The organism is Sorangium sp. So ce375 (assembly GCF_051473855.1).
Taxonomy (GTDB): Bacteria; Myxococcota_A; Polyangia; order Polyangiales; family Polyangiaceae; genus Sorangium.
Genome location: NZ_CP150335.1, coordinates 1,605,729 through 1,618,431, shown reverse-complemented (window position 1 = coordinate 1,618,431; position 12,703 = coordinate 1,605,729). Strand labels below are relative to the sequence as shown.

The window sequence follows — 12,703 nt, the reverse complement described above, 5'->3', positions numbered from 1 at the left end:
GCCTGCCGTGCTCGCCTGTGCGCTGCTCGCCGCCCTCGGGAGCGCCTGTCAGGAGGACGGCAAGACGTCTCAGAAGCACGCCGCGGAGCTCTGCGCCAAGCTCGCCCCGGTCGTCGCGGAGGACGTCGGCCAGGTGCGCACGGGTCTCCCCGCGGGCTCGCAGAAGCTCGCGGCGCTCGTGGACACCGATCCGGGCGCGAACCTGCTCGGCCTCCAGAAGGCGATCGCGGGAGCGCGCGCCTCGGTGAAGGAGCTCGAATTCGCGAAGAGCACGTTCTTCTCTTTCGCCGATCCGAGCGGCACGGTGCTGCGCAGCGAGGCCGATCCGGACATGCTCGCCAACAGGTCCGTCCTGGCGTCGTTCCCCGAGCTCAGGAAGGTGCTGGCGCCGGGCAGCGGCGTCGTCGAGGCGTTCGGGGAGATGCAGGAGATGCGCGGCGTCAGGAACGGCCCCGATCTCCAGTGGGTCGCCGTGCACCCGGTCACGCGGGGCGGCGGCGAGCTCCAGGGCCTCTTCATCACGGGCTGGTCGTTCCGCGCCTACGCGTACCGGCTGCAGGAGGCGGCCAAGCGCGACATCGCCGAGCTCGCCAAGCGCGACGGGCTGAAGTCGACGCCGCTGCTCTACGTCTTCGCGTGGAAGGGCGCGAAGGCGTATGGCGGGCCGGTGACGCCCGACGTCAACACCGAGGCGCTCGAGAAGCTTGACCTGCCGGCGAAGACGGCCTCGGGCCCCTGGAGCGGCACGGTGGAGATCGCCGGCCGCACCTTCGGCGCTGCGGCGCAGCGCGTCCCGGAGCTCGCCGCGGACGCCGGCGTCGCCGCGCTCGTCTCGACGCTCTGAGCGCGAGCCCCGGGGCGGGCCCCCTGGCGTGCGGCCTGGGTCCCGTGACGACCGTCGGCGGGCCCGGGGGAGATCTCCTTATCGAGCGCTGCCGTGCTAGGCTGTCGCGACGGGCTCGCGCTGCCGAGCTCACCCCCATGCCGGCTTCCATCGATCAGCTTCTCAAAGTTTGCCGCGAGGTGATCGCGCCGCTCGTCCGAGCCGACGGCGGTGAGCTCTACATCGTGGCGGTCGAGCCCGATCACCTGACGCTCCACCTGGCCGGCGCGTGCTCGGGCTGCCCCGGTGCCATGCTCACCGCGCGCGCGGTGATCGAGCCAGCGGTGCTAGCGGTCGCGCCCTCCGCACGGGTCATCGTGACGAACGGCATGCGCGTCCCCGACGGCGCCTCCCTCGCGTAGGCGGAGGCGGGGCACCCGCTGCGGAGACGGGCCCATCTCGACGTTTTCGGTGCTCAGCGCACTGGAGTGCGCTTCCGCGCCGAAAACGCCGATCTGGGCCCGTCTCCTGTGCGGGTGACCGCCTCCGCCTGCTACTGGGACGGCGGGACGGCGGGACGAGAGGGCAGCGCTGGGATGCGACGCTCGGGCTCGTCGCTGGTTGCGCGCTTGCGGTAGGCCCGCGGGGAGTGAGCTCGTCGCGCGGGGTGGCGACGAGCAGTTGTCTGAGCGCAGTTGACGTCCTGTGTCCGGCGTGCGCAGCACGACGGGCACAGGACGCCTCACGCGAGTTCTGCCCGTCGCTGCCCCGCGCGACGAGCTCACTCCCCGCGGGCCGGGCGTCTCGGCAATGCCTCAGGCGCAGCCAGGACCGGGCCTCAGGAGCGCAGCAGGATCTGGAGCTACTTCTTCTTGCCGGGCTTGTCAGCGGAAGGAGGCGGGCCGGGAGGGGCCTCTTCCTTGCGGACAGCGGAAGCGACGGCCGGGTCGATGGCGTTCGAGTCGACCGGCTTGTTGGGGCGAAGCGATTCCAGGCTGCCCAGCGTCACCAGATCCTCGTAGGCGAAGGCGATCTCGGACTCGCCCCGCTCGATGGCGCGGAAGTGCGTGGCCGTGTCCTTCCAGTCGACCTCGGTGACGAAACGGCCCTTCTCCGGAGCGGGCGGCGCCACGCGGCCAGGCACCCCGAGCGCCGTCGCGAGCTTGACCACGGCGGACGCATAGTCCTTCCCGCGGGTGGCCTTCTCGCCCAGCGGGTGCTCGTCGATGATCTTCCAGAGCTTGTCCTGGATGAAGAAGAAGTACCGCTTCCCGCCCTCGCGGGACAGCGTCATCATCGATTCCTTGTTGAGGTACGTGTACTCGCCCTTGAGCGGCGTCGCGTCGATGCCGGTCGGCAACGCGCCGAAGTCGATGCGGCTGCGGCGGAACGCGCTCTTCTCCTCGGCGAGCTCGGCGTCGAGCGCCCTCATCTTCACGCCAGGCGAGATGGCCTTGTAGCGCGGCACGTACGCTTCATCGAGCTGCTTGTCGATGACCGCCGCCACCTGCTTGGTGGTCATCCCCCACGCGATGCCCGGAGGCGTCAGCGCGATCGTCTTCTTCGTCACCGGCGGCTCGGCAGGCCGGGCCGGTGCCGCGGCGGGCGCCCCGCTCGTCCCCCGCTTCTGCTGGGCAGCCGCCACGCTCGCGCTCGTGATCGCCGCAAGGCCCAGCCCCAGAGCCAACGCCGCTCCCAGGAGCCTCTTCGCTTTCATGTTCCTCCTCCAGCCGGCGCAGGCCCTGTCCCTGCGCTCTCAGCAATCGCAAAAGTCAGGAAACCCCGCCCGGCAAGCCGGAGAACGCTAGCACCTGCGGTACGACAGGAGAATAGGATCTCCGCACCGAGCGAGGTCGACCGACGCCGTTGGACGATCGCTCGGCCGGATCGATGGAGGGCGCGCGCGAGGAGGATCGCGAGGCGGGCGGCGACGAGGGGAAAACAGCGTCGACAGCGCGGGTAGCCGGTGTGTGCGGGGTCCTGACAGGGGCGGGCCGACGTGCTACGAGCTCTGGCCCCAAGGATGATGCCTGCCGCCGGTGCTGCACCTTTGCGCCTTGCGCTCGCCGCGCTGGCGACCGTTGGCCCCGCCGGCGGCTGCGTCGCCGATCGCGAGCGCCCTGCAGCGTCCGTCGATCCAGAGGCCGGCCTGCCCGCATGGGATGGGCACGCGCGCGAGGTCTTCGACGACAACATCGAGCCTGCCGCCGTGGGCTTCTCGCTGGAAGGCCCCTCGCCCAGGTCCGACCCGTTCCTCCGCGAGCGGGCGCAGACGGCAGAGGTGGTCGCGCGGGTCCGCGTCAACACGGTGACCGTCGACTCGATCGGCGACCAGAGCACCTATCACCTCGGGATCCAGGTCGGCTACCCTCCGCTGGCCACGCCTCGGGTGCCAGACCGGACGTTCGAGCTCCACATCCGCCCGCAGAGCCGCGCGTTCGGCGTCGCGAAGGCGATCGACGCCCGGCTCCGCGGGCTCACCTTCATCGCCTTCATCCGGCGCTTCGCCGGCGAGGGCGGCGAGCCGGAAATCCACTGGCACCTTTCACCTGACACAGCGGAGGTCGCCGCGGCCATCAAGGAGGCCGTCGTCCTCGGGGAGCTGTCTGCGCCGTGAGCAATGTGAGCATCAAGACGGTCAAGGAAGTCGACGCCCTCCGCACGGCCTCGCAGATGGCTGCGGAGACGCTCCTCGGCGTCGGCGAGATGATCCGCGCCGGCATCACCACCGAGGACATCAACACCTTCGTCCACGAGGACACGATCCGCCGCGGCGGCTACCCCGCGCCGCTCAACTACCACGGGTTCCCGAAGAGCGTCTGCACCTCGATCAACGAGGTGGTCTGCCACGGCATCCCGGGCGATCGCGTCCTCGAGCCAGGCGACATCATCAACGTGGACGTCACCACCATCTACAACGGCTTCTACGGGGACACCTCCGCGACCTTCTACATCGGCAAGCCCTCGGCCGAGGCGAAGCACGTGACCGAGGTGTCCCGGCGCTCGCTGCAGCTCGGCATCGCCCAGGTCCGGGACGGGGCGCGCCTTGGCGACATCGGGGCCGCCATCCAGGAGTTCGCCGAGGCCGAGGGCTGCTCGGTGGTGCGGGCCTTCGTCGGGCACGGCATCGGGCGGCGCTTCCACGAGGCGCCGCAGGTCTCGCACGTGGGCAAGTACGGCAGCGGCGCCCGCCTCCGCGCAGGCATGTGCTTCACGATCGAGCCGATGATCAACCTCGGCACCTACGAGGTCGAGATCCAGGAAGACAAGTGGACCGCGTTGACGGCCGATCGCTCGCTGTCGGCGCAGTTCGAGCACACCATCGTCGTGACGAGGAGCGGCTGCGAGGTGCTGACCCGGCGCAGCCGGCCGCTCGCGAACAGCGAGATCTTCCCCGATCCCTTCGCCGTCTCCACGGCGCGAGCGCTCTGACGCAGAGCGACCCCGGCGCGAAGCGCGCGCCGCGCCCGGAGCCGCGCGCGCCGGCCGGCCGCGGCTACGAAGGCCGAGGCGGAGGTGGGCCGACGCCGCGCGGATCTGTCGATCGGAAACCGAGTTTTCTCGTCCGTCCGGCCGACGATTGGGAGTAGAAGCAGGGGCATGGCCTTGGACGAAGCGTCGCGTGCCCGAATCGCGCCGTATGTGTCGAGCCCGACGGCCGACGTCTTCTCGCTGTCGGGTCTGCCGGAAGAAGTCATCGCCGTCCTGTTCGCGTACTACTCGCGCAGCCGGGACGATCTGCGCACCAACCTGGCGCGCCTGCTCGGCGACGAGGAGCTCGACGTGGCCCCGGAGGCCGACGGCCGGCCGCGCCGGGGCCTCGCGTTCGCGTCGGACAAGGCGCGGAGCTTCCACGAGAAGTGGGTCGTGGGCTACGGCCACGCGTCGGTCGCCGAGCACGCCGTGGTGCACCTCGCGATCGAGAACGTCAGCATCGTCGCCTCCAAGGTGATCGAGGACCTGCGGCTCGGCTCGTACACGGAGAAGAGCACGCGCTACGTGGTCTTCGATCAGCACTCGTTCGTCGACCTGCCGGAGCTCGACGCCGAGCACGCCGCGAAATACGAGGCGTCCAGCGAGCGGCTCTTCGCGACCTACCTCGACCTCGTCCCCAAGGTGACGGAGCGGCTCGGCGCCCGCGGGCCGAAGCCCGAGAAGATGTCGGACGCCGCCTACAAGGGGGCGCTGCGCGCGCAGGCGTGCGATCTCCTGCGCGGCCTCCTGCCGGCGGGGACGCGGACGAACATCGGGCTCACCGCGAACGCGAGGGCGCTCGAGGTCCTGCTCACGAAGATGCTGTCGCACCCGCTCGAGGAGGTGCGCAGGGTCGCCCGCGAGATGCACACGGCGGCGCAGGCCGTGACGCCGACGCTCGTGAAGTACGCCGCGCCGAACGAGCTGAGGCAGACGCTGCAGGCCACCGTCGCCACGGCGATGAAGCGGGTCTACACGCCGCCGGAGGAGGACGTGAGCGCGACGATGGTCATCAACCAGCCCGTACGGCTGGTGCGCTACGACAAGGACGCGCTGGAGCGCGTCGCGCTCGCGCTCGCGTACGACGGCAGCGATCCAGGCGTGCACGCGTACAACCTCGGCGACGCGCTCCGCCGCGCGACGTTGCCGGAGCTCATCGGGATCGCGAAGGCCGCGTGCGAGAAGCGCGGGCCCTACGACGCGCCGCCGCGCGCCTTCGAGGCGTCGACGATGACGTTCGAGCTGATGCTCGACTACGGCGCGTACCGCGACCTGCAGCGCCACCGGATGCTGACGCCCGCGACGCAGCGGCTCACCTGTCGGCTCGGCTTCGAGACGCCTCAGGCGCTCTCGGATCTCGGCCACGCCGAGACGTACCAGGACGCGATGCTCGCCGCGCGCGACGCGTGGCAAGCGATCGAGGGGCGCTACCCCCTCGAGGCGCAGTATGCGGTGCCGCTCGGCTTCCGCGTGAGGACCCTCTGGACGCTGAACCTGCGCGAGCTGTTCCACGTCATCGAGCTCCGCTCGGCGAAGCAGGGGCACACGAGCTACAGGCGCATGGCCCAGGGGCTCTACCGCACCGCGATCACGGTGCACCCCTGGCTCAAGGACCTGATCCGCGTCGATCTGAACGACTACGCGCTCGCGCGCAGCTGACGTCCGGGACGCCGGCGCCAGCCGGCATCCGCGTCACAGGCGCGCGGCTTCGATGAGCTCTGTCGCGGCCCGGAGCGACGCGCCGGTGACCTTCGCGCCCGACAGCATCCGCGCCACCTCCGCGATGCGGTCCTTCTTGTCGACGCGCGTGACCGAGCTCTTGGCGATGCCGCCCGCGTTCTCCTTCGCGACGACGAAGTGAGCGCCGGCGAACGCCGCGATGGGCGCGAGGTGCGTGATGCAGAGCACCTGGTGGTGGCGCGCCACGTCGCCGATCGCGCGCCCGATCTTGTCGGCGACGGCGCCGCCGACGCCGCTGTCGACCTCGTCGAAGACGTAGAGCCCGGCGGGCCCGCACTCCGCGAGCACCCGCTTCAGGGCGAGCAGGGCGCGCGAGAGCTCGCCGCCCGAGGCGATGCGGCGCAGGGGGCGAGGCTCGATCCCCTTGTTGGGCGAGATGAGGAACTCGACGCGGTCGATCCCGTCCTGGCCCAGGCGGGCGCCGTCGACGACCAGCTCGGCGCGGTCACCGCCGCCGTGCGGCTCGATGTCCACGACGACCCGCGCGCCGCCCATGCCGAGCTCGGCGAGCTCCGTGGAGATCGCGGCGCCGAGCTTCTCGCCGGCCTTCCGCCGCTTCGCCGAGAGCTTGCGGGCGCGCTCGGCGGCGACGGCGAGCAGGGCGTCGCGCCGCCGCTCGAGCTCCGCGACGTGGCTCTCGACCCCCGAGAGGCGCTCCAGCTCGGCCGCGAGGCGCGCCCGCGCGGCGAGGACGTCGTCGAGCGTGGGGCCGTGCTGCCGGAGCAGGCCCTCGAGGCGGTACATGCGATCCTCGATCTCCGAGAGGCGATCCGGATCGGCCTCCGCGCGCTCGGCGTAACGGGCGATCTGGCGGGCCGCCTCGCTGAGCTCCGTCCAGCAGCCGTCGACCGCGCGGGCGACATCGTCGAGGCTGGGATCGATCTCCGCCGCGGCCCGGAGCTCCGAGGCGAGGCGCGCGAGCTCGTCGCACATCGCGTCGTCCCCTTGATCGAGGCGGGACGCAGCGCGCCGCGTGATGTCGTGCAGGCGGCCCGCGTGGCGGAGCCGGTTGCGCTCGGCGGCGAGCTCGGCGAGCTCGCCGGGGCGCGGCGACAGCGCGTCGATGGCCTGGAGCTGGAAGGCGACGAACGCCTCGCGCTCGCCGCGGCCGCGCTCGAGCTCGCGGGCGGCCCTGAGCTCGGCGGTGAGCGCCTCGAGCGCGCTGACGTCCGCCGCGAGCTCGCTGCGCGCCGGCACCAGGCGGCCGAAGCGATCGAGGTAGCCGAGGTGCGTCGATGGATCGGTCAGCGCGACGCTCTCGTGCTGCGAGGCGACGTCGGCGAGCTCCGGCGCGAGCGCCTGGAGCTCGCCGGCGGTGCAGAGCCGACCGTTCAGGTAGGCGCGCGAGCGGCCCGTCGATTGAACGACGCGGCGGACCACGAGCTCGCCCTCGCTCGCGATGCCGGCGGCGTCGAGCATCGCCATCGCGCGATCGGAGCCGCGCACGTCGAAGAGCGCCTCGATCTCGGCCTCGTCCGCGCCGGGGCGGACCTGCTCGGCGCTCGCGCGGCCGCCGAGGACCAGCGAGAGCGCGCCCACGACGATGGACTTGCCCGCGCCCGTCTCGCCGGTGAGCACGTTGAACCCAGGCTCGAGCCGGAGCTCGAGAGCATCCATCAGAATGAAGTTCTTGACCCGAAGCGCGACCAGCACAGCGGCGGGAGGATAGGAAGCTTTCGACCCGTCGTCAGCGGATCTTCACCTGCTTCATGACGGTGACCGGAATTCCCTCGAAAGGCGGCACCGAGACGTCGCGGAACGCGCCGGCGATGCACCCGGCGGTGGCCGTCCCGACCAGGTCGCCCCCCTCGACGCGCGCCGACATGGCCTTCCCGGAGGTCGCGAAGGTGACGGCCACGCGGGCCGTGCCGGTGAGGCCCTCGCCGGTGCACCCGGCGGCGACCGCCGCCGCGGACGCGAGGACGCTGGACGCCGCGCTCTGATCGAAGCGGGCCGGCTCGTCCTTGGCCGGAAGGAGCTGCGCGCTCGGCGGCGGTTGTTTGCCCGCCGGTTTGGCGCGCTCGGGCTCGCTCGGCGCCGCGGCCCGGGCAGGGCTCTCGTGGACATCGGGCTTCTCGCCGGCCGGCGGGCCGGCTTTCGCTGACGGCGCAGCGCTCGCTGACGGCGCGGCGCTCGCCGGCGAAGCGGCGCCCGCTGGCGTGGCGCTCGCTGGCGCGTGCGCCGCCCCTGGAGCAGCCCCTGCTTGCACAGGCTGCGGCGGTGCAGCTGGCTCGCCCGTAGGGGCGGCGGGGGCGGCCAGCGCCTGCTCCGCGGTGCCGGGAGCGGCCGCCGTCGGATCCGCGACCGGCTCGTCGTCGAGGGACGGCTCCTGGTCGGCAGCCTGGCCAGCGGGAGCCGGCGCGGCGGGCACTTGGGGCGGCACCTCTTGCGGCGCCGCGACGAGCGCACCGCTGCTGCCCGCCGACTGGTTCTGCGTCGCCGCGGCGATGGACGAGCGGCCGTGAGCCTGCGCGAGGTAGAGCGCAACGCCGAACACGATGAAGACGGCGGTCACCCATCCGGCGAGCGCCATGTTCTGGCGCGACGCCGGTGTCGAGAGAGCGCGCAACCCCTCGGACACGAGGGAGCCAGCGGAGATCGAGGTGCGCACCGGCGTCTCTTCCCCGGAGGAGGAGTGTCCCTCGACGGCCAGGAGCTCGGGCTCCACGGGCTCCACGGGCTCCACGGGCTGCACGGGGAACGAGGAGTCCGAGCTCCGCGCAGCGGCGCCGTCGTCGAACAGCCCGCCGTTGATGCTCAGGATCTCGTCATCGGCCCGGTCCTCGTTGCGGCGCGCCTCGCCCTCCGCGCCGGGCGGCGGCACCATGCTGCGCAGGTCGATCAGGCCCGAGTCCTCCTTGCGCTCGGCGCGCCCGCGAGGGTCGGTCTGGCCGGGCCGATCGCCCGCCGCGCGGGCGGTCGCCTTCGGGGAGGTGTACGTACGCGCCGCCGGCTCGCGCGAATCCCGCTCATCGCTCCCCTGATCCCGCGGTCCTCCCGCGGCGCCCTGCACATCGGCCGCCCTCGGGTTCGCGCGGTCTCGCCGCGGCTCCTCGGCGGCGCGCAGCGGGCCCGCGGCCTGCGGAGAGAGCGCCCCCAGCAGCGCGAGGTCCACTGGAGAGGCATCGGCGGGTTGCGCGGCGCCAGACCGGGCGCGCCGCGCGGGCTGCGGGGCGAGCGCCGCCATCGCCTGCACGTCCTGGAGCCGGAGCTCGGGCGACGAGCGGTGGGACGACGGCCGGCCCTCGTCGGTGGACAGCGGCGCCGACGGTATCTCGGAGAGCGGCGCCGGCGGCATCTCCGAGGGCGGCGCCACGGGCCGCGAGGAGCCACCCGCGCGCGGGACAGCGGCCCGCGGCCGCGCCACCGCCGGCATCGCGCGCTGCTCCCGCCGCGCCGGCGGCCGCACCGGGACCGGCGTGCGCGGGGTCGCGCGGGGCACGGCGGCGGCTTCGGGCGCCGGTGCGGGCTGGCTCGCGCGCTCGTCCCCGGGGACGAGCGATCCGAACGAGAGCGAGGGCGGCTCGACCCCGGGGGAGAGCATCTGCGCGAGGTCCTGGATCGAGACGGGATCCGAGTCGGCGGGAGGGAGCGCGGACGGGCTCCGGCCGACCGTCGACGGCACCGCGCTCCCGCGGGAAGTGTCCTCCCAGGACACGCCGGCGAACGTGCGAGGCCGCACCTGGACCTCGCGCCGCCCCAGCCCGCCATCCGGCGTCACCAGGGCGTGCTCGAGTGAGGCCTCCGCCGCCGCATCGAACGCGTCGAGCGGGTGCGCCCTCGGGCTGGCCTCGGGCGCGTCATCCAGATCCTGCTGCGCGATCCGCTCCGCGAGCGTGAGCCCTCGCCTGCGCCCGGCCGGAGGCGACGCCGCGCGCCCCTCCGTGTCGCCCGCGGGCTCCAGCCGGCGCTGGATGCCCGCGCCCGGGAGCGTCGTCTCGGCGTCCAGCACATCGCTCGACAGCGCGGCCTCGCTCTCCAAGCGGCGCCCGGAGGACGGCCTCGCGCGCTCAGGCTCGCTCGGCGGCTCCCGCCGGTCGCCTCCGCTCGCGGAGCTCGGCACGGCCGAGGGGGAAGACCGCGGCTCACCCCTCTCGGACGCCGACTGCTTGCTCTTCGTGCGGCACGATTTGCAGACAAACGGCAAGGACGGACGCATCTCGCGTCCTACACCGATCTCCACGTAGGTCCTGCAGAGAGAGCAGGCGAGTTGCACCTTGAGGAGAGAATCGCGCAGCTCGACAGCACGCGCAATCTTCTTCACAGGTGACCTGGGCGGTCGTCCTCGGGCTCGCCCGCTCCGCTCGGCCCCGATCGGCCGAATTTCGCTGGATCCCGCCTGCTTCGCCTAGGCGGAGGGCGCGCCGGCGACGGCGGGCAGGGGCGCGGGCGGGCGCACCCAGCGCTGCTCCAGCCACGCCAGCGAGACCGGCGCGCTCCTCAGCGCGGCGTCGACGGCGCGCGCGACCGGATCCGGGGCGGAGGCGGACCCGGGAGCGCGGGTCGACAGGATCCAGTTCGACAGCTCGTAGTGGTGGAGCAGCGGCGCGAAGCGATGGGCGTCGAAGCCGGCGAGGATCTCTGCCGCGCGGCTCAGGCGATCGCAGGGAAGGAGCGCCGTGGTGACGTCGAAGAGCAGGGCGCGGAGGTCCTCGAAGGCGCGCTCCGGGTCCGCGGACACGCCCTCCAGGAGCGCCTCGAATCCGGCGTCCGAGAGGCCAGCGGCCTCGGCCGCCTCGGCCATCGCGGGCACCTGCGTGGCCAGGAAGTCGGAGCTGGGAGCGTGCCCAAGGAGGCGCCCGACGAGGTACAGATCGAACGCGCTGGCGATGGCCTCGGCGAGCAGGAGCGCCTCCGCGCTGGGCGGAGCGCCCGCGGGCGTGAGCGCGCGATGGGCGAGGTGGTGCCATGCGACGTGCGCGACGACGTCGGCGGCGAGGTGGTCGCCGGCGATCAGGTCGCCTTGCTCGCTCTGGCTCCAGAACGTCAGGTTCAAGAAGACGACGCGATCCCAGCTCGCATCGCCCTCGGGCACGCGAAAGCGGTACCCATCGCGCCGGAGCGCCTGCTTCAGATCGTCGTAGAGCGCGACGTGCCGGAAGGAGCGCTCGTCGTCGATGGTCAGCTCGTCCAGGGTCAAGGTTCGCAGCTTCACGCGGCGGACATTAAACCCGGAACGTTTCGTCAGCCACAGCGGAGGCCGGGAAGAAACAGCCACAGCGGAGGCCTGGAAGAACCCGGTCACGTCGGGTGTTTTGGGCTGAGGCCGGGGTTTTCCCGACCAGGGCCGCAAGTTCCCGCCCCTGGCCGGGTGTTGCAAGCGCCGCCGGCTTAGGCATGATGCGCCCGTTCCTGCGCCAGCCGAGGAGGCACACCGAATGATTTCCGTCAGGTCTCTCTGTTCTATCGCGCTCGTGCTCGTCGCCAGCGGTGCCGCCGGCTGCAAAGAGGACCCGCCTCCTCCCCAGCCGGAGCCGGCAAGCTCCGCCGCGGCGAACACGAACAAGGGCAAAGCGAGCCTGCGGACGCCCGTGTCGCCGATGGCGAAGGTCGACCCGCAATCGATGAAGGAGTACCGCGTCGACGTCTGCTACTTCGGGACGCTCTCGCTGAAGCAGGCCCGCGACGCGTACCTCGCGAGCCTCGGCAAGGACGAGCCCAGCGAGAAGAAGATCCCGAGCTTCGGCAACGACGATCAGGCGAAGCCCGGAGACCCCACGAAGAGCCTGCTCCCCGCGAAGCCGCTCGTGCCCGGCGCCGCCGCCGCGCCGAAGGCGACCGCCCTGCCCGGCACCGCCGCCGCGCCGGGCGCCACGAGCGCCCCCGGCGCCAAGGGCGGGCCGTCCCTGCCCGGCAAGGCGGACGAGCGCCGGCCGATCAACTTCAGCGCGCGCGCGCCGCACGAGCGCAACGCGCGCGCCTGCACCGTCGCCCTCAGCCTCAAGGAGCCGGCCATGACGGACGTCGACGCCGCGCTCGCCGAGTACGCGCCGTTCGCGACCGAGCTGGCGAAGAACATCGCCGCGGCGGCGAATTACTACCAGCGCGAGGAGTACAAGAAGGACAGCTTCGCGAAGGGCAAGGAGCTCCACGCGAAGCTCCTCGCCGACTTCCAGAAGCTCGACGCGCACTCCGACAAGCTCGGCCTCGCGGTGTCCGCCTGGCACGCGTCGCACCTGCCCGACCTCGCGAAGGCGGAGGAGGGCCAGAAGGAGGCGCTCGCGGCCCTCGAGGACGCGCGCGCGCTCATGCTGATGATCACCAGCAAGAGCGTCGATCCCGCGGCGGAAAAGACCGCGCTCCAGAAGCTGGAGACGTCGGCGGAGGCGCTCAAGACCTACGGCTCGACCCACCCGACCGACCCGTGGGCCAAGATCATGGAGCCCGCGCTCGCCGGCTTCATCCGCGACGTGAAGGCGGCCGAGCCGAAGCTGACGGGCCAGGGGATCTCCTCCCCCGCCCTGTTCCTGCCGGTCGTCACGAGCTTCGTGTCCGTGGTCGAAGGGAAGCACCGCGCGCTCTCCCGCTCGCTCATGGCGAAGAGCCAGGCGGCGACGCGCGAGGCCGCCGGGACCGCGCAGCCGGCCGTGCCGGCCTCGCCGGCCGCCCCCGCCCCCGCCCCCGAGCCCGAGAAGGAGTGACGCGTCCGGGCGCGCTCCCCGCCAG

The 12,703-nt window shown here is 72.6% G+C and carries 10 protein-coding genes; 6 read left to right on the top strand and 4 right to left on the bottom strand.

Annotated features, from left to right (window positions below):
* The first annotated feature begins 7 nt into the window (after positions 1–7).
* Positions 8–844, top strand: a complete 837-nt coding sequence (locus WME90_RS06175; protein WP_437280140.1) for a hypothetical protein — start codon at positions 8–10, stop codon at positions 842–844.
* A 137-nt stretch (positions 845–981) separates the two neighbouring features.
* The gene (locus WME90_RS06170) at positions 982–1,245 is read left to right on the top strand and encodes a NifU family protein (RefSeq protein WP_012233706.1); all 264 of its coding nucleotides are present in this window, start codon (positions 982–984) and stop codon (positions 1,243–1,245) included.
* A gap of 440 nt (positions 1,246–1,685) precedes the next feature.
* Here WME90_RS06170 and WME90_RS06165 read toward each other — a convergent pair whose 3' ends face one another.
* Positions 1,686–2,540, bottom strand: a complete 855-nt coding sequence (locus tag WME90_RS06165) for a hypothetical protein (RefSeq protein WP_437280139.1) — start codon at positions 2,538–2,540, stop codon at positions 1,686–1,688.
* 306 nt (positions 2,541–2,846) lie between these two features.
* Between WME90_RS06165 and WME90_RS06160 the strand changes: the two genes are divergently transcribed.
* The 3 genes from WME90_RS06160 (at position 2,847) to WME90_RS06150 (ending at position 5,956) form a co-directional block, all read left to right on the top strand.
* Positions 2,847–3,440 carry a cobalamin ABC transporter substrate-binding protein gene (locus tag WME90_RS06160; RefSeq protein WP_437280138.1) on the top strand — a complete coding sequence of 198 codons (594 nt, stop codon included), beginning with the start codon at positions 2,847–2,849 and terminating at the stop codon, positions 3,438–3,440.
* Entirely contained in the window at positions 3,437–4,255 is an 819-nt protein-coding gene (map, locus tag WME90_RS06155) for a type I methionyl aminopeptidase (RefSeq protein WP_437280137.1), read from the top strand. The genes WME90_RS06160 and map overlap by 4 nt, the downstream gene beginning before the upstream one ends.
* Positions 4,256–4,423: 168 nt before the next feature.
* A complete protein-coding gene (locus WME90_RS06150; RefSeq protein ID WP_437280136.1) occupies positions 4,424–5,956 on the top strand; it encodes an FAD-dependent thymidylate synthase in 1,533 nt (510 codons plus the stop codon).
* Between the two features lie 33 nt (positions 5,957–5,989).
* Here the strand turns inward: WME90_RS06150 and recN are convergent, their stop codons facing one another.
* From recN to WME90_RS06135, 3 genes are all read right to left on the bottom strand, one after another.
* Entirely contained in the window at positions 5,990–7,690 is a 1,701-nt protein-coding gene (gene recN / locus WME90_RS06145) for a DNA repair protein RecN (protein WP_437280135.1), read from the bottom strand.
* Between the two features lie 34 nt (positions 7,691–7,724).
* Positions 7,725–10,019 (bottom strand): hypothetical protein, encoded by a 2,295-nt coding sequence (locus tag WME90_RS06140; RefSeq protein WP_437280134.1) that lies wholly within the window; start codon positions 10,017–10,019, stop codon positions 7,725–7,727.
* 366 nt (positions 10,020–10,385) lie between these two features.
* Entirely contained in the window at positions 10,386–11,192 is an 807-nt protein-coding gene (locus WME90_RS06135) for a hypothetical protein (protein WP_437280133.1), read from the bottom strand.
* A gap of 223 nt (positions 11,193–11,415) precedes the next feature.
* Between WME90_RS06135 and WME90_RS06130 the strand changes: the two genes are divergently transcribed.
* Complete coding sequence (locus WME90_RS06130) at positions 11,416–12,678, top strand: DUF3829 domain-containing protein (protein ID WP_437280132.1); 1,263 nt, start codon at positions 11,416–11,418, stop codon at positions 12,676–12,678.
* Positions 12,679–12,703: the final 25 nt, after the last annotated feature.